The sequence below is a fragment of the Streptomyces sp. NPDC048196 genome (genome assembly GCF_040652715.1).
GTDB lineage: Bacteria > Actinomycetota > Actinomycetes > Streptomycetales > Streptomycetaceae > Streptomyces > Streptomyces siderophoricus.
Genome location: NZ_JBEZMM010000008.1, coordinates 46,362 through 64,894, shown reverse-complemented (window position 1 = coordinate 64,894; position 18,533 = coordinate 46,362). Strand labels below are relative to the sequence as shown.

Annotated in this window: 20 protein-coding genes; 4 read left to right on the top strand and 16 right to left on the bottom strand. The window is 73.3% G+C overall.

All coding sequences use genetic code 11. The features are described 5' to 3' along the window. The first annotated feature begins 114 nt into the window (after positions 1–114). Positions 115–309 carry a CsbD family protein gene (locus AB0E02_RS11950; protein ID WP_030411258.1) on the top strand — a complete coding sequence of 65 codons (195 nt, stop codon included), beginning with the start codon at positions 115–117 and terminating at the stop codon, positions 307–309. 121 nt (positions 310–430) lie between these two features. Here AB0E02_RS11950 and AB0E02_RS11945 read toward each other — a convergent pair whose 3' ends face one another. The 3 genes from AB0E02_RS11945 to AB0E02_RS11935 are packed head-to-tail and all read right to left on the bottom strand — an operon-like array spanning position 431 to position 3,087. After that, positions 431–1,417, bottom strand: coding sequence for a Rieske (2Fe-2S) protein (locus AB0E02_RS11945; RefSeq protein WP_362137891.1), 987 nt, complete (start codon positions 1,415–1,417; stop codon positions 431–433). Positions 1,418–1,422: 5 nt separating this feature from the next. Then, positions 1,423–2,397, bottom strand: coding sequence for an SRPBCC family protein (locus AB0E02_RS11940; RefSeq protein WP_362137890.1), 975 nt, complete (start codon positions 2,395–2,397; stop codon positions 1,423–1,425). A gap of 6 nt (positions 2,398–2,403) precedes the next feature. Further along, positions 2,404–3,087, bottom strand: a complete 684-nt coding sequence (locus tag AB0E02_RS11935) for a histone protein (RefSeq protein WP_362137889.1) — start codon at positions 3,085–3,087, stop codon at positions 2,404–2,406. A 422-nt stretch (positions 3,088–3,509) separates the two neighbouring features. Between AB0E02_RS11935 and AB0E02_RS11930 the strand changes: the two genes are divergently transcribed. Then, a complete protein-coding gene (locus AB0E02_RS11930) occupies positions 3,510–5,120 on the top strand; it encodes an alpha/beta hydrolase (protein ID WP_362137887.1) in 1,611 nt (536 codons plus the stop codon). Between the two features lie 28 nt (positions 5,121–5,148). Here the strand turns inward: AB0E02_RS11930 and AB0E02_RS11925 are convergent, their stop codons facing one another. The 3 genes from AB0E02_RS11925 to AB0E02_RS11915 all read right to left on the bottom strand — a co-directional run bounded on the left by AB0E02_RS11925 (position 5,149) and on the right by AB0E02_RS11915 (position 7,053). Continuing rightward, positions 5,149–5,379, bottom strand: coding sequence for a hypothetical protein (locus AB0E02_RS11925; protein ID WP_030411263.1), 231 nt, complete (start codon positions 5,377–5,379; stop codon positions 5,149–5,151). A 146-nt stretch (positions 5,380–5,525) separates the two neighbouring features. After that, entirely contained in the window at positions 5,526–6,506 is a 981-nt protein-coding gene (locus AB0E02_RS11920) for a Ku protein (protein ID WP_362137886.1), read from the bottom strand. Between the two features lie 148 nt (positions 6,507–6,654). After that, a complete protein-coding gene (locus AB0E02_RS11915) occupies positions 6,655–7,053 on the bottom strand; it encodes a hypothetical protein (RefSeq protein ID WP_362137885.1) in 399 nt (132 codons plus the stop codon). A gap of 621 nt (positions 7,054–7,674) precedes the next feature. On the opposite strand from AB0E02_RS11915, the gene ligD reads away from it, so the two are divergent. Beyond that, positions 7,675–8,682, top strand: coding sequence for a non-homologous end-joining DNA ligase (gene ligD, locus AB0E02_RS11910; RefSeq protein ID WP_362137884.1), 1,008 nt, complete (start codon positions 7,675–7,677; stop codon positions 8,680–8,682). A 16-nt stretch (positions 8,683–8,698) separates the two neighbouring features. On the opposite strand, the gene AB0E02_RS11905 is transcribed toward ligD, so the two are convergent. Then, complete coding sequence (locus tag AB0E02_RS11905) at positions 8,699–9,853, bottom strand: cation diffusion facilitator family transporter (RefSeq protein WP_362137883.1); 1,155 nt, start codon at positions 9,851–9,853, stop codon at positions 8,699–8,701. A gap of 149 nt (positions 9,854–10,002) precedes the next feature. Between AB0E02_RS11905 and AB0E02_RS11900 the strand changes: the two genes are divergently transcribed. Then, the gene (locus AB0E02_RS11900; protein ID WP_362137882.1) at positions 10,003–10,659 is read left to right on the top strand and encodes an endonuclease; all 657 of its coding nucleotides are present in this window, start codon (positions 10,003–10,005) and stop codon (positions 10,657–10,659) included. 71 nt (positions 10,660–10,730) lie between these two features. Here the strand turns inward: AB0E02_RS11900 and AB0E02_RS11895 are convergent, their stop codons facing one another. The 9 genes from AB0E02_RS11895 to AB0E02_RS11855 form a co-directional block, all read right to left on the bottom strand. Next, on the bottom strand, positions 10,731–12,548 hold the full coding sequence (locus AB0E02_RS11895; RefSeq protein ID WP_362137881.1) for a complex I subunit 5 family protein: 1,818 nt from the start codon (positions 12,546–12,548) through the stop codon (positions 10,731–10,733). Then, on the bottom strand, positions 12,545–12,892 hold the full coding sequence (locus tag AB0E02_RS11890) for a sodium:proton antiporter (protein WP_362137880.1): 348 nt from the start codon (positions 12,890–12,892) through the stop codon (positions 12,545–12,547). Before AB0E02_RS11890 ends, AB0E02_RS11895 begins: the two co-directional genes overlap by 4 nt. Then, entirely contained in the window at positions 12,889–13,641 is a 753-nt protein-coding gene (locus AB0E02_RS11885) for an MnhB domain-containing protein (protein ID WP_362137878.1), read from the bottom strand. Before AB0E02_RS11885 ends, AB0E02_RS11890 begins: the two co-directional genes overlap by 4 nt. Further along, the gene (locus AB0E02_RS11880) at positions 13,638–13,907 is read right to left on the bottom strand and encodes a hydrogenase subunit MbhD domain-containing protein (RefSeq protein WP_362137877.1); all 270 of its coding nucleotides are present in this window, start codon (positions 13,905–13,907) and stop codon (positions 13,638–13,640) included. Before AB0E02_RS11880 ends, AB0E02_RS11885 begins: the two co-directional genes overlap by 4 nt. Then, entirely contained in the window at positions 13,897–14,391 is a 495-nt protein-coding gene (locus tag AB0E02_RS11875; protein WP_362137876.1) for a monovalent cation/H+ antiporter complex subunit F, read from the bottom strand. Before AB0E02_RS11875 ends, AB0E02_RS11880 begins: the two co-directional genes overlap by 11 nt. Next, positions 14,388–14,564: a hypothetical protein gene (locus tag AB0E02_RS11870; protein ID WP_362137875.1), complete on the bottom strand. Its 177-nt coding sequence runs from the start codon at positions 14,562–14,564 to the stop codon at positions 14,388–14,390. The genes AB0E02_RS11875 and AB0E02_RS11870 overlap by 4 nt, the downstream gene beginning before the upstream one ends. Before the next feature lie 143 nt (positions 14,565–14,707). Then, positions 14,708–17,119 carry a phosphoketolase family protein gene (locus AB0E02_RS11865; protein ID WP_362137874.1) on the bottom strand — a complete coding sequence of 804 codons (2,412 nt, stop codon included), beginning with the start codon at positions 17,117–17,119 and terminating at the stop codon, positions 14,708–14,710. Between the two features lie 42 nt (positions 17,120–17,161). Continuing rightward, the gene (locus AB0E02_RS11860) at positions 17,162–18,127 is read right to left on the bottom strand and encodes an LLM class F420-dependent oxidoreductase (protein WP_362137873.1); all 966 of its coding nucleotides are present in this window, start codon (positions 18,125–18,127) and stop codon (positions 17,162–17,164) included. A 62-nt stretch (positions 18,128–18,189) separates the two neighbouring features. Further along, positions 18,190–18,375: a hypothetical protein gene (locus AB0E02_RS11855; protein WP_362137872.1), complete on the bottom strand. Its 186-nt coding sequence runs from the start codon at positions 18,373–18,375 to the stop codon at positions 18,190–18,192. Between the last annotated feature and the right edge of the window lie 158 nt (positions 18,376–18,533).

The window sequence follows — 18,533 nt, the reverse complement described above, 5'->3', positions numbered from 1 at the left end:
CCCGACCACACCGCCACGAGCACGACAACGAAGCCCACGACAACAAGCCCCACGACAACAAGGCCCACGACACCAAGGGAGCACGACACCAAGGGAGCACGAGAGGAGCGCGAGATGGACATCAGGAAGAAGACCCGGGAGCTCAGCGGTACCGCCGCGGGCAAGGCCAGGGAAGCGATCGGCAGGACCAAGGAAACGACCGGCAGGGCCCGCGGCGACGCGGGGCTCGAACACCGGGGCAGGGCCGAGAAGGCCATGGGCAAGGTCAAGCAGGCCGTGGAGAAGGGCCGGCACACGCTGAAGCACTGAGCCCGCCGCCCGGCGGAAACCGTCGCCGGAACTGTCGCGACGAAACCGGTCCCCGCCGCCCGTGTCTCCGTGCGGGCGGCGGGGACCGGTGGCGTGTGCGGGCGGCCCGGTCTCGGCCGGTTCAGCCGCCGGCGTCGGGCAGCCGTACCCGCACCGTGCCGTCGGACTCCACGCTCACCTGGAACGCGGGCTGCGGCGCGGTGGCCGGCCCCCGTACGTTGGCGCCGTCCGCCAGCCGGAAGACGCTGCCGTGCCAGGGGCACTCCACACAGCCGTCCGCGACCTTCCCGTCCGACAGCGGCCCGGCCAGGTGGCTGCACCGGTCGGCGAGGACGTGGATGTGACCGCCCGGCTGCCGCACCACCACGAGGGGCACCTCGCCCAGCTCCCGGCGCACCGCCTCGCCGACCGGGAAGTCCTCCACCCGGCCCACGGTGTGCCAGCCCGCCGCCACGAGGTGCGGCACCGGCTGGGCCTTGTTGCCGCCCGCGGCCTGCCGGTAGGCGAGGTGCCCGCCCAGCAGCCCGCCGGTACCGGCCGCGCACAGCCCCGCGAACCCGAGCGCCTTGCCCAGCGCGGTACGGCCGCGGCCGCGCTGCACCCAGGAGTTCGCGTACAGGCCGATGGCCGTGGCGATCGACGCGGCGTGCACCAGCCCGGTGCGCATCTGGTCCTCGTGCTGCTCGGCCCAGTCCACCCAGCCGGCCAGCGCGGCCGGTACCGCGGACAGCACGCCCACCCCCACCAGCACCCGGGCCCCGCGCCGGGCGCCGGGCACCAGGTCGAGCACCGCGGCGGACAGCCACGAGCCCAGCGGGAGCTGTACCAGCGCCGGGTGCAGCGGATGGCCGATCGGCAGCCCGTGCAGCACATCGCGCCAGCGCCCCAGCGGCAACCCACGGACCGCCCGCTGGAGCGGGCCGATCACCGGGTCCAGCTTCTCCAGGCGGCCCAGTTCGTCGAGGGAGCGCAGGAACGTGGCCTCGGTGCGGGCCGCGGCGCCTCTCAGCGTGCCGGTGTCGCCGCCGGAACCGGTGGCCGTCTGCAGGATGCCACCCGTACCCGGGGAGAGGACGGCGAATTTCGTGTACCGCGCGGAGAGCCGCATCAGCCTCACTCCTCTTCGGTCTCTTCCTCGTCCTCTTCGGCGGGTGCTTCCTCTTCTCCCTCGTCCGCTTCCGCTTCCTCTTCCGCGGACTCCTCGCCTTCCTCGCCCTCCTCCCCCTCTTCGCCCTCCTCTTCCGGTTCCTCTTCCTCTTCTTCCTCGGCCGCCTCGCTCTCCTCTTCCTCGACGACCTCTTCATGGGTCCGGACGACCTCGCCGTCGCGGATTTCGCCGCGCCAGCCCTCCGCTTCCTGGTCGGTGAGGGTCACGTAACGCTGGAAGTGCTTGAAGTCCAGCCGCAGCCGTCGTCCCTGCACCCGCCAGATGTTTCCGGTCTTCTCGAAGAAGCCCGAGGCGTAGTACTCGACGACCAGCACGATGCGGGTCAGATTCGGCGCCAGCTCGTGGAAACTCACCGCGCCCCGGGTCGATCCCTTGGCCCCCTCCGAGGTCCAGACGATCCGGTCGTCCGGTATCTGTTCCTGGACGGTCGCCTTCCAGCCCCGGGTCGACGGTCCGACCTTGGCCTTCCAGTCGCTGGACGTCTCGTCGTGCGGCGACACGTTGCGCACGCCTTTGGTGAAGCGGCTGAATTTCTCGTACTGCGTCCAGTGGTCATAGGCGGTACGCACCGGCACACCGACGTCGAGGACCTCGATGATGTTGGTGACCTTCTTGTCGCCCGAGCTGCGTTTTCCGCCGCCGAAGGCCTCCTTGGCCTTCCCGACCAGGCTGTCCTTGACGCTTTTCGCCGTTCCGGAGAGCACCGCCTTGGCGGGGGATTTGCCGCCCAGCAGGCCCATGCCGATCTCCTTGCCCAGGGAGCCGCCGTGCTCGGCGACGTCCGTGAGCCGGTCCGTCATGTCCGTCAGCTTGTCGCCGGCGCGTTCGGCGAGGCTCCCCACCCACGCCGTCATGAGGTTGCCGAACTCCTCCTTCACCCGGTCCAGCCCCGAGTCCAGGCCCGTTCCCGTGCGTGCCATGACCGGTCACCTCCCGCCTCTGCCGCGCGACGTGGTCTTCTTGGCGGCGCTCTTCTTCGCCGGAGCCTTCTTGGCCGCCTTGGCCGTCTTCTTCGCCGCCGGGGCCTTCTTGGCGGCGGCCTTGCGTGCCGGGGCCTTCTTGGCGGCCTTCTTGGCCGGGGCCTGCCGGCCGGCGGTCTTCTTCTCCGGGGCCCGTTCCCCGCGGGCTCCGCCGCCGCGGCGAGGCGGCTCCTCGTCCTCCTCTTCCTCCTCCGGCCCCTCCTCGTCCTCGCGGTCGTACTCGCCTTCTTCTTCCTCTTCCTCCTCCTCGGGCTCTTCGTCCTCCTCCCGCGGCTCCTCCTCGTACTCCTCCTCCTCGTCCTCGTACTCTTCCGGGCCGAGTTGGAGGCGACGGGTACGGTCCTGGAGGGTCTCGGCGAGCGAGGCCAGCTGGCGGGTGGCGGCGGACGTCAGGGCCTTGCGGCCGGCGTCCATCACCTCACCGCGGAGTTGGTCGCCCAGCTCCGCGACCTGGGGGATGTCCCCGAGCTTGCGGACGCTGTCGGACACCAGCTGACGGGGGTCGAGGCCGGATTGGCGCCCGGCGAGATAGGACGCCGCCGTGAGCGCGAGCCGGCCCTTCTTGGTACGGCCCAGCACATAGCCGCCGGCCATGGCGGCGGCGAGCATGATCTTCGTTCTCTCGTTCATGGACGTGTCACCTTTTCCTGGGCAGCCTGCCGATCGGCGCCATATCTCCAGAGTGATCCCTTTGGTGACCTGCGCATCTCGGGCGTCTTGCGCGAGTGCGGGGCGCGGCGGCGCCCCGTGGGCAGGCCGGAACAGCGGGTCCGCCCGCCGTCACGGGCGGCCCGTTCTACGGGTTACCGGCGGTCCGGAAGAAAAACACGCGGGTCCGTCAAACTGGCGTCGATGCGGTCAAAAAGCGGTCAAAAAACCGCAGGATGTCCGCCCTGCCGCCGGGCCGTAGGTGTGCGGACGGAAGACGACGGTCCTACGCTCGGAATATGCCGGGATCACGCCGTGCCCCGCCTCGTACGGGGGCAGATCGTGTGGGAGCCGGGGGAGCGCGGCGTGCCCGCCGGTGTGCGGCCGCGGCCCGGCTGCCGGCCGTGGCGGCCGTGGCGGCGGTGGTGGCGCTGCTCGGCGTGCCGGCCGGCGCCTCCGCCGCCCCGGCGGGAACTCCCGTGCCCGCGGCCGCCGGTGAACCGTCCCCCGGCCCCGGGCCGGCGCGCTTCTACCAGCAGCGGCTCTCCTGGGCACGGTGCGGACCGGACGTGCGAAAGAGCGCCCGCAGCCAGGGCGACACCGCGCCGCCGGGCTTCTACGACCGGCTGGAATGCGCCCGGCTGACCGTCCCGCGGGACTACGACCACCCCGACCGGACCGCGCTGCAGGTCCAGCTGGTCCGGCTGCCGGCCACCGGGCCCGGCAAGCGGCTCGGTTCCCTCGTGCTCAACCCCGGGGGCCCGGGCGCTTCCGGCGTCGACTACCTGATCGGCAGCGGCAGCGCCTTCGCGCGCCCCAACCAGCGCTACGACATCGTCAGCTTCGATCCGCGCGGCACCGGGCGCACCGAACCCGTCTCCTGCGGCAGCCGGCTCGCCCCGCCGCCCGGCAACGCCGCCGACGACACCCTCGCGGCGAAGGAGAAGCGCATCAACGAGGCGTGCGGGCGGTACTCCGGCGGAATGCTTCCCTGGGTCGGCACCGCGGACGTCGCCCGGGACATGGACGTGCTGCGCGCCGCGGTCCACGACGACAAGCTCAACTACCTGGGATTCTCCTACGGCACCAAGCTCGGCGCGGTCTACGCCCATGAATTCCCGGACAAGGTCGGCCGGATGGTGCTGGACGGCGTCGAGGACCCCACCAAGAACACCTGGCAGACCGCGCTCGCCCAGGCCCGGGGCTTCCAGCGGGCGCTGGACGACTTCACCGCCGACTGCGTCCGTGCCGCCGACTGCCCGCTCGGCACGGACGACGGCCGCGCCCAGGACCAACTGCTCCGCTGGTACCGGCAGTTGACCGATACGCCACTGACGGTGCAGGGGCGTACGGTGGACGAGACCACCTATGTCTACGCGCTGCGCGAGGCCCTCTACAGCCGGAGCGACTGGCCCGCCCTGCGGCAGGCCCTGGCGCAGCTGCGGCGCGGTGACGGCGCGGGCATCCTCCGGCTCAGCGACAGCGGCGGCAGCCTGGCCCCCACCAGCAGCACGGCCCGCGGCGGCACGGCTGTTGCCGTACCGCCGCGGGCCGGAATCCCGCCGCGGCGGACCGGGCAGGACGACCAACTGCCGCCGCAGGACCAGCTGGCCCTGCGCGCGATCTCCTGCCGGGACACCTCGGAGCGCTACGGCGCCGCGGACTATCCCCGGGCCGAGCGCGAACTCACCCGGGCCTCACCGCTGTTCGGCCCGGACATCGCTCCGACCCTGCTGGACTGCTACGCCTGGCCGGTCGCCGGCGACGACTCCTCCCGCGACGTCGCGGCGCCGGACGCGCCGCCGATGCTGCTGGTCGCCACCACCAACGATCCGGCGACCCCGTACGAGGGCGCCTTCAACATGGCCCGGGCGCTGGACAACTCCAGTGTCGTGCTGACCTTCCGAGGGGAAGGGCACGCCGCCTACACCACCGGCGACGCCTGTATCCAGAATCATGTCGACCGGTTCCTGATGGACGGCGTGCTGCCCGAGCGGGACACCAGCTGCGGCTGAGCGGTCCGGTGCCCGGCAGCCCGGTGAACTACCCCCGGTAGTAACGGTTGTCCTCGACGTCGACCACCGGAGCGCCGGGGGCGGGCGGCTGGGTGCGCCGCCGTTTGAGGATGCTCACGTACGTCGCGAGTCCGATGATGCCGACGATCATCATGATGATGCCGACCAGGTCGAGATTGATCCCGGCCATGTGCCAGTCGGTCGCGAACGTGAGGATCGCCCCCACCGCCAGCAGACCGATGCACCCGCCGATACCCATGGTGTTTGCCTCCATAACTGGTTTTGACGGTCAGGTCTGTTGACAGTGCGGTTACCCCGCGGCGGGGGCCTTATGTCCGTGCCGCGGCGGGACGTCCGGCGCGGGCGGGAGGGGCGGGGCCCCGGAGCCGGGCCCGGGCGGGCGGCTCAGCCGGCGCGCCGGCCGCCGCGGCCCGCGGTCTTCTTCGCCGCGGCCGGTTTCTTCGCGGCGGCCTTCTTCGTGCCTGCCGTCTTCTCCGCGGTCTTCTTGGCGCCCGTCGTCCTGGCGGCCGTCTTCTTCTCCGCGGCCCTGCGCCCCGGGGCCTTCTTCGCGGTCGCGGCCGGGCCGGACTCCTCGTCCTCGCCGCGCGACCGCTTCGCCGCCCGGACGCTGTCCTGCAGCGCCGCCATCAGGTCCATCACCTGGCCGGCCGGGGGCTCCTCGCCGGTCTCGAACTCCGGCTCGCGGTCGGCCAGCTTCGCCGCCACCAGCTCTTCGAGGGCCTCGCGGTAGTGGTCGTGCACGTCCTCCTCGGACAGTCCGCCGAAGGAGTCCATCAGCGCCTCCGCGGCCGCCACCTCGTTGGCGTGCACCGGCGCCTCGCGCTCGGGCAGCACTCCCTGCAACGGGCGGATCTGGTGCGGCCAGAGCAATTGCTGCATCACGAGGACGTCGCCCATCGGCCGGATCATCGCCAGCGTCTCCCGGCCGTGCAGGGCGATCTTCCCCAGGCCGACCCGCTGGTGCCGTTCCATCGCCTCGCGCAGCAGGACGTACGGTTTGGCCGCGGCCGGGCCGTCGATGCCCAGGTAGTAGCCCTTGCCGAGCTGCAGGGGGTCGATGTCACCGCCGGCCACGAAGGCGAGGATGGTCAGCGTCTTGGCGGTCGGCAGCGGGAGGGCCTCCAGGTCCTCGTCGCTGAGCGGGACGACCGTCTCGCCGTCCCCGGGCCGGTAGCCGCGGCCGATCTCGTCGGGGGAGACCTCGGTGTCCTCCAGGGAGCACACCGGCTGGTTGCGCACCCGTCCGCCGTCCTTGGTGTGGATGCGGACGAAGCTGACCGACGCGGAGGTCTCCGTGGCGTTGTACGCGGCGACCGGGATCGTGACCAGGCCGAAGCTGATGGCGAACTTCGCCGTGGGACGCATGGGGGCCGCCTTCATCGGTGCGTTCGGCTCCATGCTAAGCGGGCCGGGCGAACCGTACATCCCGGGTCATATCGGGCGTGGCCCGATCGGGTCGGGCGGCGGCCGACGGGGGCGCCCGGATACCGGGCGGCCCCTGGGCCGGGTCAGGTCACGCCACGGCGTGCCGGTGGTCTCCCGCGCAGAGCGCCCAGATGATGAAGATGTCGATGGCGACCAGCGTCAGGGCCCAGAACGGGTAGTACGGGATCCACAGGAAGTTCGCCAGCGCGCTGAGACCCGCGAGGACGACACCGAGGATGCGCGCCCAGGTCGCCCCGCTGGCGATCAGGGCGACGCCCGCCGCCAGGATCACGATGCCGAGGATGAGGTGGATCCATCCCCAGCCCGTGAGGTTGAAGGAGAACACGTAGTTCCGTGTCGTGAGAATGACGGTGTCCTTCGCGATGGCGGAGATGCCCTCCAGCAGGGTCATCGCCCCACCGAAGATCATCAGGACGCCCGCGAAGGCCGTCCATCCCCCGACGATGGTGGGTTTCTGCGTGGCCATGGCCCACTCCTCACCTGAGAAACCTGGCCGGCCGCCGGCACGATCCCGGCGGTGGTCATGTGGTCATGCACTGTTTCCACGTTTCCACAGGGACCGGCCGGCCGCATGTCAGGGGTGAGGGGCCCGCATTGAGGGGGGATCAGCGCCGGCCGTCCCCGGGGAGCGGGGCTGCGGCCGCGTCCGAGGTGCCCGGTGCGGGCAGCGGATCGGGCGCGGGGCCCGGTTCGGGCCCCGGCGTGGGCGGCGCCGGATGCGGCGGGATCGGATCCGGCTCGGGGGCCGGTACCGGCGGCGGAACCGGATCCGGTCCGGGGGCGGGCACCGGGCCGGGGCGCGGGCCCGGCGTGGGCCCGGGCGGCCCGGGCCCCGGGCCCGGCGTCGGTGGTACGGGGTCGCGGGCTCCGCGCCCCCACTGACGGCACGTCGCGTCCGGGACGAGATTCGTTACGAGATCCGGCACAAGACCTCCTTCGCTACGGCCCCACGGGCGGCAGGCGCCCCATGAGGCCCCTTCGGGACACCACCCTTGTTGCCGTTTTCGGGCCCGGCATGCGGCGTGGCGGGCGGCCGCCACCCGGACGCCGGAGCGTACGGCGGCCCGCAGCGGGTACCCCCGCCCGCATGGAGGACACGGACAGGGACCAGGAAACCGGCAGGAAAGCGACCGGCAAGGACGGCACCACCGGGAAGTCCGGCAAGGCCGGCAAGGGCAGCAAGGGCGGTACGAAGACCGTGCGGGCGGGCGGCCGGACGGTGGAGGTGCACCGCCCGGACAAGGTGCTGTTCCCGGACGACGGGCTGACCAAGGCCGATGTCGTCGACTACTACCGCCAGGTGGCCGCGGCCGCGGTCCCGCACCTGCGGGACCGCCCGCTGATGCTGGAACGGCTCCCGGAAGGGCTGGACGGGCCGCACTTCATGCAGAAGGAGACCCCGGACCACTACCCCGACTGGATCCGCCGCGAAGAGGTCGCCAAGGAGGGCGGCACCGTCACCCATCCCGTCTGCGACGACAAGGCCACCCTGCTCTACCTCGCCGACCAGGCCTGTCTCACGCTGCACCGCTGGCTGTCCCGGGCCGGCCGGCCCGACCACCCGGACCGGCTGGTGTTCGACCTCGACCCGCCCGGCTCCGGCTTCGAGCCGGTACGACAGGCCGCACGGCAACTCGTCGGGCTGCTGGACGAACTCGGGCTGCCGACGATGCTGATGACCACCGGCTCGCGCGGGCTGCACGTCATCGTCCCGCTGGACGGCCGCGGCGACTTCGACACCGTGCGCGGCTTCGCCCAGGACGTGGCGGAGGTGCTGGCCGGGCGCCACCCGGACCGGCTCACCACGGCCGTGCGCAAGAAGGCCCGCGGCGACCGGCTCTACCTGGACGTCCAGCGCAACGCCTACGCACAGACGGCCGTCGCCCCCTGGTCGCTACGGGCCAAGCCGGGCGCGCCGGTCGCCGCGCCGATCCGCCACGAGCAGCTCGACGACCCCGAACTGACCGCGCGCAGCTGGTCGTTGACGGACCTGGCGGGAGTCCTGGAGCAGGCGCGGGCCCGGCCCTGGTCGGAGGTGCCGGCCCGCGGGCGGTCGCTCCGCACGGCCCGCAAGCGGCTCGACGCCCTGCGCTGAGGGGCCGTCGGCCCGGTCAGTCCGCCGGCGGTCCGGTCTCCGGCGCGTGCCGCCCGGCGGGCCGTCGTCCGCCGTCCGGTCCCGGCGCGTGCCGTTCGCGGTCGGCGAGCACCGTCTCGTCGAGCAGTTCGCGCTCCCGGCGGGCCCGTTCCCGGTCCTCGGCCGAGGCCTCCGTGACGTCCAGGAAGATCTGGTCGGCGACCGGCCACCGGCGCCGGATCTCCTTCTTCACCCGGACCAGCACCTCCTCGACCTCCTCGCTGTCCAGCCCGCCGACGAGGTCGATCCGGGCCGCGACCAGCGTCGACCGGGTGCCCAGCCGCATGGTCAGCAGGGTCGTCACCGCGTCGATCTCCGGCTGCCGGTCCAGGAAGCGCGCGAGCGCCTGGCGCAGCGCCGGGTCGGCGGCCTCACCGATGATCCGGCCGCGGGACTCCTTGGCGAGCTGGTAGGCGACGTACATCAGCAGTGCCCCGATGACCACCGACGCCCAGCCCTCCCACGCCACCTCGCCGGTGAGCAGGTGCAGCCCCACCCCGGCCATCGCGACCAGCACGCCGAAGCAGGCGGTGGCGTCCTCGGCCAGCACCGTCCGCAACGCCGGATCGTCGCCCGCACGGATCGCGGCCGGCATGCTCCGGCCGGTCTCCCGTGCCTGACCGCGGACCTGCGCCAGCGCGCGCAGCAGCGACGAGCCCTCGGCGAGCAGCGCGACCACCAGGACGACCAGCCCGACCGTGTAGCCCGTGCGGCTCTCCGAACCGCCCGAGCGCAGTGCCTCGACCCCCTGGAAGAACGAGAAGCAGCCGCCCATCACGAAGATCCCGACGGCGGCGAGCAGGGACCAGAAGTACCGTTCCTTGCCGTAGCCGAACGGGTGCCGGGAGTCCGGAGCGCGGGCGCTGCGCTTGACGGAGGCGAGCAGGAAGAGCTCGTTGAGGCTGTCGGCGACCGAGTGCGCGGCCTCGGAGAGCAGCGCGGGCGAGCCGGCGATCAGCCCGCCGGCCACCTTGGCCAGGGCGATCACCAGGTTGGCGCCGAGCGCCACGAACACGGTGACCGCGGTCCTGGCGTCCGCCCCGTCCTGCGACGGACCGTCCTGCGACGGCCCGTTGTGCGTCTCGTCCTGCGTCTCGTCCTGGGTCTCGTCCTGGGTTCCGTTCGACACCATGTGCCTCCGGTGGTCGGTCGGCCGGCCGACGCGAGGGTAGCCGCCCGCGGCGCGGCGCGCACCCGGGCCGACCGGTTGGTTCCCGCCCCGGGAAGGGGGCAGCCTGGAAGCGGAGGAGATCCGCAGCCCGACGACGTCAGGAGCCGGCCATGGGCGGTACATCCGACCGGGCCCTTGCCCGTACGCTGCTGGAACGGCACGGCACGACCTACGCGCAGGAGAGCGGCATCCGGCTGCGCAACACCCCGCAGCCGCTCTACCAGGTGCTGGTGCTGGCCCATCTGCTCAGCGCCCGGATCCGGGCCTCCGTGGCGGTGGCCTCGGCGCGTGCGCTGTTCGAGGCCGGTCTGCGCACGCCGCGGCGGATGGCCGACGCGACCTGGCAGCAGCGGGTCGACGCGCTGGGGGAGGGCGGCTACCGGCGCTACGACGAGCGGACCGCCACCCAGCTCGGGGACGCCGCGGAGCTGCTGCTGGACGAGTACGGCGGGGATCTGCGGCGGATGCGGGACGCGGCGGACGGCGACGTGACCGAGCTGCGCGGCGCGCTGCGCAAGGTGCCCGGCCTCGGGCCCGCGGGCTGCGACATCTTCCTGCGCGAGGTGCAGGGCGTCTGGCCCGAACTCGCCCCCTGCGTGGACGGCAAGGCCCTCCAGGGCGCCGGGCGGCTGGGCCTCCCGGAGGACGGCCGCAGGCTGGCCCGGCTGGTGGGCGAGGACCAACTGGCGGCGTTCGCCTCGGCGCTGGTGCGGGCCGCGCTGGACAGGTCCGTGGTGGACGACGTGCGCGGGGCGGCGGACGACTGAGGCGGCGGACTGAGGCGGCGGACGGCCGAGGCGGCCGGGAGCCTCCGGCGGCCGGTGACCGCCGGCAGCCGTCAGGCGATCAGGGCGCCCAGCAGGGTGACGCCCGCGAGGAACCAGGCGACGTAGTCGCCGACATGACCGGAGTGCACCCGGCGCAGCGGAACGGTCAAGCGGGCCGGTTCGTCGCCCACCGGCCGCCGCACGGTCCACAGCGCGAGACCCGCGGCCAGTGCGGTGGCCACCAGACCCCACAGCACCCCGGAGGCGGTCCAGTGCGGCGGGGGAGTGGGCACCGGCTCCGCCGCCCGGCCGTGCAGCACCGCCGCGAGGTAGCCGGTGTGGTCGGTGAAGGCGTCCGCGGCCTGTCCGATGCCGGTCCGCAGGCCCGGGAGCAGCCCCACCGCCAGGGCCACGGCGAGCAGCACCGCCGGCACGGTGAGCATGGTGTCCGGGACCCGGGAGAGCAGACCGCCCCGGGTCTCCGGCTCCTCCTCACCGGTCGTCTCGTCGGCCGGGTGCTCACCGGCGTCGGCCGGCCGGGCGCCCAGACCGAGGAACACCCGGGCCCCGGCCCGCAGCACCGCGCCCCCGGTGACCGCCGACACCAGGACGAACAGCGCGGTCGCCCAGCCGCCCACGGCCTCCTCGGTGACCGCCTTGCCCAGCGCGGTGCCGAACGGCGGCAGCCCGGCCAGCGCCAGCCCGCCGGCCCCGAACAGCGCGCCCACCCAGGGCAGTTCGCGCCCCCGGCCGTACAGCTGGCGCTCGTCGACGCTGGCGAACCGGTCCAGCAGGATGCCCACGCACGCGAACAGCGCCGCCTTCACCCCGGCGTGCCCCAGGACGTACACCGCGACGCCGCCGACCCCCTCCGGGCTGAGCACCGCGATACCCACCAGGAACAGTCCGGCGTGCGCCACCGTGGAGTAGGCGAGCAGCCGCTTGAGGTGGCGCTGCTGCCAGCACATCAGCGCGCCCAGGACGGCGGTCAGCACGCCCAGGGCCAGCAGCGCCCGGTGGACGTCCGGCGCCGGCAGCCCGCCCGGACCGGCGAACACCGTCCAGTAGACCCGGGCGGTGCCGTACAGCCCCAGCTCGACCATCACCCCCGACATCAGCATGCAGACCGGTGTCGGGGCCACCGCATGGGCGTCGGCCAGCCAGAAGTGGAACGGCACCGCCGCCGCCTTGACCAGCAGTCCGGTCACGACCAGGGTGAAGGCGGCGATCAGCAGCGCGTCCGGGGCGCCGCCGGGCGACCGGGCCAGGGCGTTGCCGATCTGTGCGAAGCCCAGCTCGCCGGTGTGCGCGTAGAGCAGGCCGACGCCCAGCAACGTGGCGTATCCGCCGAGGGAGTTGACCACGCCGAAGACCAGGGCGCCCTGGACGGCCCGGGCCTCCTCCACCCGGTAGCCGGTCAGCGCGTACGCGACCACGCCCATCAGCTCGAAGAACACGAAGGCGTTGAAGAGGTCGCCGGTGAGCGTGAAACCGCACATGCCGGCCTGGAAGAGCAGCACCTGCGCCGGGAACGAACCGGCGTGCCGGCGCGGCGGCTCGTCGAAGTACCGCCAGGCGTACGCGAGCGCCGCCAGCACCAGCAGCGAGACCAGGGTGGCCAGCCCGAGGCCGGTCCGGTCGCCGACCAGCACGATGCCCACGCTCACCCCGCCGTGCGGCCGCCAGCCGCCCACCCACTCGGCGGGCTGCCCGGCCGACGACCCGGTGGCCGCCAGCGCGAGCAGGGCGAGCACCGCGGCACCGGCCGCGAACAGGCAGCCCAGCGTCTCGGCGGCGTACCGGGGCAGCCGCCGGCCCGCCCCCACCAGCAGCGCCGCACCGAACATCGGGGTGACCACGATGAGCGGCAGGGTCTGTGCGACGCTCACCCCCGCAGCTCCGACAGCTCGTCCGGGTCCACCGTGCGGTGGCGCTTGGCGACCTGGATGACCAGCGAGAGCAGCAGCGCGGTCACGGTCGCGCCGATGACGATGTCGGTCAGGGTGAGCGCCTGGACGACCGGATCGACGACCGGGCGCGAGCCCGGGGCGATGTCGGAGAACACCGGCGCGGTGGCGCCGGAGCGGTAGCCGACGGCCAGCAGCAGGACATAGGTCGACGACTGGCAGACCGCCAGACAGCCCACCGCGTGGATGAGGTTGCGGCTGGTCGCGAGCCCGTAGCACCCCATCAGGAACAGCCAGCCCGCGACCACGTACGGCACTGCGCTCATGCCCGGTCCTCCGCCTCCTCGTCCGTACTCGCGATCTCCACCGCCTGGTCCAGGAATCGGGCCAGCAGCACCACCACCCCGGCGGCGACCTCCACGCCGATGGCGGCGTTGAGCAGCGGGACGGTGCCGCCCGAGGAGAGGGTGTTGAAGGTGCCGTAGGGCAGGAAGTTGCCCAGGAACGCCCACCCCGCCAGCAGCGCCGCGGCGCCCACCAGGACGTACGCCGCCTCACCCGCGGCGTCCGCGACCTCGTACATCCCGAGCGGCCGGATCCGTTCCAGCGCCCGGTAGTCCACCGCGATGTAGAGCAGGTGCAGCGAGGTCGCCACCACCACCCCGCCCTGGAAACCGCCGCCGGGACTGAGCTGGCCGTGCGCGACGATGTACAGCCCGATCAGCAGGGTGACCGGCAGCGCGAACAGCGCGTAGCGGCGCACCGACGGTGCGACCCGGGCCGGCTCCGGCTCCTGCCGGTCCTCGTCCCGGGTCTGCCGCAGCAGGACGAGGGTGCCCAGCACCGAACCGAAGAGGATGGACTCCTCGCCGAGGGTGTCCAGGGCCCGCTGGTCGAAGTTGACCGAGGAGACGGTGTTGGCGGTGTGCCGGGCGAGCGCGGCCCGCACCGCCCGGTCGCCGTACGGGTGCCAGTCGCCGCCGAACGACGGCAGGCGGAGGCAGGCCAGGACGTACAGCACCGCCGCGCCCAGCCCGCCCAGGGCCAGCACCCACATCCGCAGCCGCATAATCATTCCCGCTCCTCCCGGCGCTCGCTGCGGGCCTTGCGGCGCACCTTGCGCACGGACAGCAGCACCATCAGCGGCGTCAGGGCGGAGCCGACCGCGAGCTGGGAGAGCGCGACGTCGGGCGCCTGCAGCAGCAGGAAGAGGGCGGCCAGCGACAGCCCGAGCAGGGACAGCCAGAAGGACTGGCGGACGGGATCGCGCACCAGGACCGCCCCGGTCCCGGCGGCGGCCACCAGCAGCAGGCCCAGCAGCACCGGCAGTTCACCGGTCATCGGACATCCCCTCCGCGGGTGCGCCCCGCCCGTGCCCCATGGCCGCCGCGGCCTGCACGGCCCGGGTCGCCACCCGGCACCCCAGCGCCAGCAGCACCCCGATGACCAGCAGCTTCACCATCGCCCGGCCGGGCCCGGTGGCGACGCAGAGCGGCAGCACCACGGCGGCCACCGCGACGTAGTTCACCGCCGTCAGCCCGCGCAGCCACCGCTGCCCGGGCGGATGGTCCGCCAACTGGTCGGCGAGCAGCCGCACGAAGAGCAGCGTCCCGGCCGGGCCCAGCACCGAGAGCATCAGCGCGGTGTCGACGTAGGCCGGCCGGGCGAAGCCCTGCGACAGCAGCAGGAAGACCAGGCTGAGGAACGTGGTCGCCACGTTCTGTGCGGGCACCCGCCGCCGGGCCCGCCCGGTGGCCACACCGCAGGCGGCCGGGGCGAAGCCGCACAGCAGCAGCGCGGTGCCCGCGGCGGTCCAGCCGTTCACCGGTCGTCGACCGCACGCCGGGCCCCGCGGGCCGCCGCGGCGGCGACCAGTCCGGCGCCCGCACCGACCGCCCACTCCAGGGTGTCGACCGGACCGATCAGCATGATCCACAACAGCGTCAACGCCGCCCACCAGCCCAGGAGTTCACCCCCGGCCGCCAGCGCTCGCACCATCCGCCACACACCTCCCTGCCGACCGGGTACCCGGGCCTCAGGCTCACATGCGGCGCCCCGGCCGCCCCGTCACCGCGCCGCGCATTACTCCGTCGGGGCGCGCGGCGCGAGCGTGCGGCGCGGCCCGTCGGCCGACCGGCCGGTCAGCCGGACCAGGTCCAGTCGGCGACCTCGGGCAGATCGGTGCCGTGCTCCCGGATCCAGGCGTGGTGACGGGTGCGGACGTCCGCCATCGCCTGGCGCAGTGCGACGGCGCGTACGCCGAGGCCGGGCACCCGGTCGATGACGTCCATCACCAGCCGGTAGCGGTCGAGGTCGTTGCGGACGACCATGTCGAAGGGCGTGGTGGTGGTGCCCTCCTCCTTGTAGCCGCGGACGTGCAGGTTCGGGTGGCCGGCCCGCCGGTAGCCGAGCCGGTGGATCAGCCACGGGTAGCCGTGGTACGCGAAGATCACCGGCTTGTCGCGGGTGAACAGCGCGTCGTACTCGGCGTCCGCCATGCCGTGCGGGTGTTCCCGCGCCGGCAGCAGCCGGGCCATGTCGACGACGTTGACCACCCGCACGGCCAGCTCCGGCAGATGACGGCGCAGCAGGTCGGCGGCGGCCAGCGTCTCCTGGGTGGGGACGTCGCCCGCGCAGCCCAGCACCACGTCGGGCTCGCGGCTGCCGTCCTCGGTGCCGGCCCACTCCCAGGCGCCGGCGCCGCGGGCACAGTGCGCGCGGGCCTCGTCCAGGGACAGCCAGTCGAAGGTGGGCTGCTTGCCGGCCACGATCACATTGACGTAGTCCCGGCTGCGCAGCGCATGGTCGGCCACCGACAGCAGGGTGTTGGCGTCCGGCGGCAGGTAGACGCGGACCACCTCGGGGCTCTTGTTGAGGATGTGGTCGACGAACCCGGGGTCCTGGTGGGAGAAGCCGTTGTGGTCCTGGCGCCAGACGTGCGAGGTCAGCAGGTAGTTCAGCGAGGCGATGGGACGCCGCCAGGGCAGCCGGCGGGCCGTGCGCAGCCACTTGATGTGCTGGTTGACCATCGAGTCGACGATGTGCGCGAACGCCTCGTAGCTGGAGAACAGGCCGTGCCGCCCGGTGAGCAGATAGCCCTCCAGCCAGCCCTGGCACAGGTGCTCGGAGAGCACCTCCATGACCCGGCCGTCGTGCGCCAGGTGCTCGTCGGTGTCCAGCACCTCGGCCTGCCACGCCTTGCCGGTGACGTCGTAGAGCGCCTCCAGCCGGTTGGAGGCGGTCTCGTCCGGGCCCACCACCCGGAAGTCCCGGCGGCCGGCGGTGGCCGACATGATCCCGGACAGCAGACCGCCCAGCACCCGGGTCGGCTCGTGCAGCACGGTGCCGCGCTTGTCGACCTCGACGGCGTACCGCTCCAGCGGCGGCACCGGCAGGTCCCGCAGCAGCAGCCCGCCGTTGGCGTGCGGGGTGGCGCCCAGCCGGCGCGGCCCCTCGGGGACGCAGGCCAGCACGTCCGCGGTGGGCCGGCCCTGCGCGTCGAAGAGCTCCTCGGGGCGGTACGAGCGCAGCCACTCCTCCAACTGCCGCAGGTGCCCGGGATTGTCGCGGACGCCGGCCAGCGGGACCTGGTGGGAGCGCCAGGTGTTCTCGACGGGCTTCCCGTCGACCTCGTGCGGGCCGGTCCAGCCCTTGGGCGTGCGCAGCACGATCATCGGCCAGCGCGGGCGGTCGGTGCGGCCGTCGTTGCGGGCCCGGCCCTGGATGTCGAAGATCCGGTCCAGGCAGCGGTCCATGGCGGCGGCCAGCGCCTGGTGCACCGCCGTCGGGTCGTCACCGGTGACGTGCACCGGCTCGTGTCCGTAGCCGCGCAGCAGCGCGTCCAGCTCCTCCTCGGGCAGCCGGGCGAGCACCGTGGGGTTGGCGATCTTGTAGCCGTTGAGGTGCAGGACCGGCAGGACGGCGCCGTCGTGCACCGGGTCGAGGAACTTGTTGGCGTGCCAGGACGCGGCGAGCGGGCCGGTCTCCGCCTCGCCGTCGCCGACGACGCAGGCGACCAGCAGACCGGGGTTGTCGAAGGCCGCGCCGTAGGCATGGGTGAGGGAGTAGCCCAGCTCACCGCCCTCGTGGATGGACCCCGGTGTCTCCGGGGCGACATGGCTGGGGATCCCGCCGGGGAACGAGAACTGCCGGAACAGCCGGGCCATGCCCTCGCCGTCCCGGGTGACGTCCGGATAGGTCTCCGCGTACGTGCCGTCCAGCCAGGAGTTGGCCACCACGGCGGGGCCGCCGTGCCCCGGCCCCCAGATGCACAGCGCGTCCAGCCCGCGGGCCTTGACGACCCGGTTCAGATGGGTGTGCACCAGGTTCAGTCCGGGGGAGGTGCCCCAGTGGCCCAGCAGCCGGGGCTTGATGTGCTCGGGGCGCAGCGGCGCTTCCAGCAGGGGGTTCGCCATCAGGTAGATCTGCCCGACGGAGAGGTAGTTGGCGGCCCGCCAGTGGGCGTCCAGGGTGCGCAGCTCGGCGGCGTCCAGCGGCCCCGGCGCCGCCGATTCCCCCGTTCCGGGCGCGGCCGGGGCGTGCGCGTCGGACATGCTCAGCTCCTCACGACGGTGGGGTGCAACGGACGGTCCCGGTCACAGGTTCCGCAGCGCGGGCAGCAGCTTGGTCTCCGCCCAGTCCAGGAACGGCTCCTGGTGGCCGCCGCCGATCTGCACCAGCGCGACCTCGGTGAAGCCCGCGTCCACGTACGGGCGCACCGCCTCGACGAACCGGCCCACGTCGTCGCCGCACGGAATGGCCTCGGCGACGTCCTCGGGCCTGACGTACCGGGTCGCCCCGGCGAAGCCGTGCGGCCCCGGGATTTCGGAGTTGACCTGCCAGCCGCCGAGCATCCAGCGGAACTGGTCGTGCGCCCGGGCGACGGCCGCGTCACGGTCGGGGTCGTAGCAGACCGGCAGCTGGCCGACCCGGGGTTTGCCGGTGCCGCCGTGCCGGTCGAAGGACGTCAGCAGTTCGGCCTTGGGCTCGGTGGCGATGACCAGGTCGCCCAGCTTCCCGGCGATCTCACAGGACCGTTCGCCCGACACGGCCACCCCGATCGGCGGCGGCTCGTCGGGCAGGTCCCACAGCCGGGCGTGCACCACGTCGAAGTGGGTGCCGTGGTGGGTGACCTCACCGCCGCCGAAGAGCTTGCGGATGATCTCGATCGCCTCGGCCAGCTTGTCCAGCCGTACGGGTGACGCCGGCCAGCCCGCGCCCACCACGTGCTCGTTGAGGTTCTCGCCGGAGCCCAGCCCCAGCCGGAACCGGCCGCCGGAGAGCAGCTGCATGGTCGCGGCCTTCTGGGCGACGACCGCGGGGTGGTAGCGGGTCGTCGGGCAGGTCACGTAGGTCATCAGCGGGATGCGGGTGGTGGCCTGCGCCGCGGCGCCCAGCACGCTCCAGGCGTACGGGGCGTGGCCCTGCGAGTCCAGCCACGGGAAGTAGTGGTCGGAGGTCACCGAGAAGTCGAAGCCGGCGCGTTCGGCACCGACGACATGACCGACCAGGGCCCGCGGGCCCGCCTGTTCGGTCATCATTGTGTATCCGATTTGCACCATTCAACACACCTTGCTGTCGCGAGACGGGGCCTGCAACCGGGGGCGTGACCAGGGCGGTCGTGTCAGTCGGGCGGTTCGGGCGCGGGATGCTCTCCCGGCTCCGCCCCGGGCGGCTCGGCGGGCGCGGTGCCCGGCTCCTCCGGTTCCGGCTCCGGCTCGGCCGGCACCGGGTCCCGCGGCAGCGGATCCGGCTCGCTCGGTACGGGTCCCGGCCCCTTGGGTGCGGGTTCAGTGCTCACATGGGTCATAGCGCTCTCCTTCCTCTCCATCCTGCGTCCCATGCGGGTACTCGGCCCGTTCGGGGCGGAAACCTCGTCCGCGGAGGAAAGACGGAGGAAAGACAGAGGAAAGGCAGAGGAAGGACAGCGGGGAGGCAGCGGGGAGGCAGCAGGAGGGGGAACGCGGA

What these genes read in the sequence shown, in the direction of transcription:
- AB0E02_RS11950 (WP_030411258.1), top strand. Translation starts at nt 115, where the DNA reads ATGGACATCAGGAAGAAGACCCGGGAGCTCAGCGGTACCGCCGCGGGC.
- AB0E02_RS11945 (WP_362137891.1), bottom strand. Translation starts at nt 1,417, where the DNA reads ATGCGGCTCTCCGCGCGGTACACGAAATTCGCCGTCCTCTCCCCGGGT.
- AB0E02_RS11940 (WP_362137890.1), bottom strand. Translation starts at nt 2,397, where the DNA reads ATGGCACGCACGGGAACGGGCCTGGACTCGGGGCTGGACCGGGTGAAG.
- AB0E02_RS11935 (WP_362137889.1), bottom strand. Translation starts at nt 3,087, where the DNA reads ATGAACGAGAGAACGAAGATCATGCTCGCCGCCGCCATGGCCGGCGGC.
- AB0E02_RS11925 (WP_030411263.1), bottom strand. Translation starts at nt 5,379, where the DNA reads ATGGGTATCGGCGGGTGCATCGGTCTGCTGGCGGTGGGGGCGATCCTC.
- AB0E02_RS11920 (WP_362137886.1), bottom strand. Translation starts at nt 6,506, where the DNA reads ATGCGTCCCACGGCGAAGTTCGCCATCAGCTTCGGCCTGGTCACGATC.
- AB0E02_RS11915 (WP_362137885.1), bottom strand. Translation starts at nt 7,053, where the DNA reads ATGGCCACGCAGAAACCCACCATCGTCGGGGGATGGACGGCCTTCGCG.
- ligD (WP_362137884.1), top strand. Translation starts at nt 7,675, where the DNA reads ATGGAGGACACGGACAGGGACCAGGAAACCGGCAGGAAAGCGACCGGC.
- AB0E02_RS11905 (WP_362137883.1), bottom strand. Translation starts at nt 9,853, where the DNA reads ATGGTGTCGAACGGAACCCAGGACGAGACCCAGGACGAGACGCAGGAC.
- AB0E02_RS11900 (WP_362137882.1), top strand. Translation starts at nt 10,003, where the DNA reads ATGGGCGGTACATCCGACCGGGCCCTTGCCCGTACGCTGCTGGAACGG.
- AB0E02_RS11890 (WP_362137880.1), bottom strand. Translation starts at nt 12,892, where the DNA reads ATGAGCGCAGTGCCGTACGTGGTCGCGGGCTGGCTGTTCCTGATGGGG.
- AB0E02_RS11885 (WP_362137878.1), bottom strand. Translation starts at nt 13,641, where the DNA reads ATGATTATGCGGCTGCGGATGTGGGTGCTGGCCCTGGGCGGGCTGGGC.
- AB0E02_RS11880 (WP_362137877.1), bottom strand. Translation starts at nt 13,907, where the DNA reads ATGACCGGTGAACTGCCGGTGCTGCTGGGCCTGCTGCTGGTGGCCGCC.
- AB0E02_RS11870 (WP_362137875.1), bottom strand. Translation starts at nt 14,564, where the DNA reads ATGGTGCGAGCGCTGGCGGCCGGGGGTGAACTCCTGGGCTGGTGGGCG.
- AB0E02_RS11865 (WP_362137874.1), bottom strand. Translation starts at nt 17,119, where the DNA reads ATGTCCGACGCGCACGCCCCGGCCGCGCCCGGAACGGGGGAATCGGCG.
- AB0E02_RS11860 (WP_362137873.1), bottom strand. Translation starts at nt 18,127, where the DNA reads ATGGTGCAAATCGGATACACAATGATGACCGAACAGGCGGGCCCGCGG.
- AB0E02_RS11855 (WP_362137872.1), bottom strand. Translation starts at nt 18,375, where the DNA reads ATGACCCATGTGAGCACTGAACCCGCACCCAAGGGGCCGGGACCCGTA.